This is a genomic window from Acinetobacter sp. UBA2063 (assembly GCF_002333245.1).
GTDB lineage: Bacteria > Pseudomonadota > Gammaproteobacteria > Pseudomonadales > Moraxellaceae > Acinetobacter > Acinetobacter parvus.
Genome location: NZ_DDAH01000013.1, coordinates 6,547 through 10,348, shown reverse-complemented (window position 1 = coordinate 10,348; position 3,802 = coordinate 6,547). Strand labels below are relative to the sequence as shown.

The 3,802-nt window shown below is 44.5% G+C and carries 3 protein-coding genes; 1 reads left to right on the top strand and 2 read right to left on the bottom strand.

Features of this window, described 5'->3' with window-relative positions:
• Together pnp and rpsO are read right to left on the bottom strand one after the other, a co-directional pair.
• Positions 1 to 1,491, bottom strand: a 1,491-nt coding sequence (gene pnp / locus B4H32_RS00595; protein WP_286799105.1) for a polyribonucleotide nucleotidyltransferase, incomplete at its 3' end; no start/stop codon positions are given.
• 269 nt (positions 1,492 to 1,760) lie between these two features.
• A complete protein-coding gene (gene rpsO, locus B4H32_RS00590; protein WP_004637724.1) occupies positions 1,761 to 2,030 on the bottom strand; it encodes a 30S ribosomal protein S15 in 270 nt (89 codons plus the stop codon).
• 237 nt (positions 2,031 to 2,267) lie between these two features.
• On the opposite strand from rpsO, the gene B4H32_RS00585 reads away from it, so the two are divergent.
• Positions 2,268 to 3,566, top strand: coding sequence for a serine hydrolase domain-containing protein (locus B4H32_RS00585; protein ID WP_004680673.1), 1,299 nt, complete (start codon positions 2,268 to 2,270; stop codon positions 3,564 to 3,566).
• The last annotated feature ends 236 nt before the right edge of the window (positions 3,567 to 3,802 follow it).

The following is a 3,802-nucleotide window of genomic DNA, read 5'->3' as shown; positions in this document are numbered from 1 at the left end:
ACCTGCTACTTTAAAGTCCATATCACCCAGATGGTCTTCGTCACCCAGGATGTCTGAAAGTACTGCAAAACGCTCACCCTCTTTCACCAAGCCCATTGCGATACCCGCAACTGGTGCTTTAAGCGGAACACCCGCATCCATCAGTGCAAGCGAAGCACCACATACAGACGCCATTGAAGATGAACCATTTGATTCAGTAATGTCTGAAACCACACGTAACACATACGGGAAACGGTCAACTGGAGGAAGTACCGCCTGTACACCACGACGCGCCAAACGGCCATGACCGATTTCACGGCGTTTAGGACCAGATTCACGACCTGTTTCACCTACAGAGTATGCAGGAAAGTTATAATGCAACATGAAGTTGTCAGTTTTGGTACCAGCCAAGGTATCAACCATCAACGCATCACGAGTGTTACCTAGAGTTGCAGTCACAAGTGCCTGAGTTTCGCCACGGGTAAACAATGCTGAACCATGGGCACGGCCCAGCACGCCAACCTGAACGTCGATAGCACGAACAGTTTTTGTATCACGACCATCAATACGTGGCTTGCCAGACAAGATGTTGTCACGTACTGTGCGGTATTTAAGGTCTTCGAATAATTCGTTGACTTCGTCTGCAATGCCAGTTTCGTCATTTTCTGGAACGAACTGAGCTACAGCTTCTGCATACAACGCATCCAAAGCTGCATAACGGTCTTGTTTTACCGCAATGGTATATGCTTCAGAGATTTTCGCTTCGAAAGCTGCTTTTAATTGCTCAAGAAGCGCTTCATTTTTAGTTGGAGCAACCCACTCTGATTCTTTCGCACCAACAGCTGCAGCAAATTCTTTGATTGCTTGTACAGCAATTTGCATTTCGTCATGACCGAAAAGTACTGCGCCTAACATTTGGTCTTCTGAAAGTTCTTTCGCTTCAGATTCAACCATTAACACTGCTGACTCTGTACCTGCAACCACAAGATCAAGATCAGATTGTGCAAGTTGTTCTAACGTTGGGTTAAGAACATATTCACCATTGATCAAACCAACACGTGCGCCACCAATTGGACCACGGAAAGGTGTGCCTGCAATCGACAATGCAGCAGATGTACCCAACATTGCAGCAATATCAGCATCCATGGTTTTGTCAGAAGACACAACTGTTGCTGTGACTTGGATTTCGTTGAAATAACCTTCTGGGAACAATGGACGAATTGGACGGTCAATCAAACGAGAAATTAGAGTCTCTGCTTCAGAAGCACGGCCTTCACGCTTGCCATAACCACCAGGGATACGACCCGCCGCATATTGTTTTTCTTGATAATTCACAGTTAACGGGAAAAAGTCTTGACCCGCTTTTGCTTTTGGCTGAGCCACAACCGCAACAAGCACAGTTACACCACCCATTGTGATTAAAACTGAATTTGCTTGACGTGCAACACGACCCGTTTCTAAAACAACTTGGTGTTGACCAAATTGGAATTCTTTACGAACGATATTAAACATTGACATGTATTATATTTTCCTGATGTCTTTTAAAAAGTTATTCTAGTGAGACCCCTAAGGTTTGGCATTCAGACCACAACTGGCGTGTGGATAAATGACAAAGCTTAGAAGCCATCGCACCAGATCAAAATTTTTAAATAAATTTAAACACAAAGAAGGAGCGAACATGCGCCCCTTCTAAAAATCGCCTAACTTAAATCAGGCGAAACTTTGTTTTCAGCGTTAAGGCATTGCAACATGCGAAATACCGAAAATAAAGCCAAATCGAATTAACGACGTAAACCTAATGCGCCGATCAAAGCAACATAACGACCGTGATCTTTACCATTTAAATAGTCAAGTAGTTTACGACGCTGGTTTACCATACGAATCAAACCACGACGGCTGTGGTGGTCATGTTTGTGCTCTTTAAAGTGACCTTGCAAATCATTGATTTGAGCAGTCAACAAAGCAACCTGTACTTCTGGTGAACCTGTGTCGTTTTCAGCACGAGCAAATTTAGCGATGATCTCTGCGCGATCTGCGTTAGTTAAAGCCATTCGATTTCTCCGAGATGCTTAAAAAATAAAATGATAATGATCAGTTGCAAGCAACTGATTGCCGTGCATCACTACAGCAATTCGCCTATTTTAAGTGATCTATGGCTATATTGCAAAAATGTTTTTATTTCATCATTGGGACAATGACAATTGTCAGAAAAACAGGCAAACTATTTATCAATTCTGTTTTCAGTTTACAATAGAAATGAAAGAAAACGAAAAATTAGCGAGGGAATCGTGAAAATCTTATCCACCAATACCTGTTATGTGCCAGATGACCTCAATCAAGTCATTCGTTCCAAAGATGAAGTCGCGGCTGAATTGGGGGGCTTGACGGAAAAGCAGGTCCAGAAGATTTGGGATAGTGTTGAATGTCTTTATAAAACGGGGAACTATCCTTTAATTACCCTATGTCTACGCCGTCAGGGACAAATCCTGCTGAACCGTAGCATTGGCTACGCTCAGGGCAACACTCCCGATGGTCTGGGTGCTGATGCCAAGATCGGCACACCAGACACTCCCGTTTGCCTGTTCTCAGCCTCTAAAATGGTCACGGCCATGCTGGTACACATGCTGGATGAGCGTGGTGACCTGAACCTGCTGGATCCAATCAGCTATTACATTCCTGAATATGGGGTCAATGGCAAACGGCGTGCGACCCTGTTCCACCTGTTATCACATCGCGGTGGAATTCCACGGATCGACGGTGAGATCACCCCTGAGTTGCTGTTTGATGAGAAAGAGATTCTAAAACGCCTGTGCGCGGCCAAGCCAGTTTCACCATCAGGTACGCATCTTGCCTATCATGCCGTGACCGCAGGCTATATTCTGGGTGAGGTGATCAAGCGTGTCACAGGACAAAGCGTGCGTGAATATCTGGCTGAACATATTGAAAAGCCAATGGGTCTGGATTATTTCAACTATGGCCTAAAACCAGAGTACCGCGCAGATGTGGCAATGAACTACGCCACTGGCATGCATCCAGGTTTAGGTACGGATCGTTATTTAAAGCATGTGCTGGGTGCTGGGCTACAAACCGCTGTGGACATTACCAATGACACACGTTTCATGGACATCATCTGCCCTGCTGGCAACATCTACACCAGTGCAGAGCAGTCAGGACGTTTTTTTGAAATGTTGCTCAGTGGTGGTGAATATCAGGGCAAACAGATCATGAGTGCCAAAACCGTTTTCCGTTCGACCTTGCCGACCTCTGGCGTCAGTATCGACCGTAGTTTACTTGCGCCAATGCGTTATGCACTTGGCCCAATGCTGGGCAGCAACCCTGTCGGTCTGTTTGGGCCAATGACAGGACAGGCTTTTGGACATATTGGCTTCTCGAATATTTTATACTGGGCCGATCCAGAGCGTGATATCAGTGTGTCATTACTCACCACAGGAAAATCTGTAGTCGGTACCCACTTGCCTGCGCTGACAAAAATGTTGTACCAAATCTCAAATAACTGTCCAAAAATCCCGAAAAACCAGCGCCGCTCATTATTTGCCACTGACCGTAGTGAAAATGATCTGGTTTAATCAGTTGAAGAACAGCTACGCACAAAAAAGCCCAGATTTTCACCTGAGCCTTTGCGCGTAGTTTTTATTATTCTGGTTTTGATTTATTTTTATTGCTTGTTATTTTTCATTCAGACCCTCTGAACGCTTACCACAATCTTATGATTTTTACGTTTCCTTTGGTGATATCTTCTTTCCTCTGTACTTACCATTCTGTCGAAATTAATTATGAAGAAAAATAGGATTTCTCTCATCTA

Excerpts from the sequence above, each read along its gene's own strand:
- rpsO (WP_004637724.1), bottom strand. The coding sequence starts at position 2,030 with ATGGCTTTAACTAACGCAGATCGCGCAGAGATCATCGCTAAATTTGCT.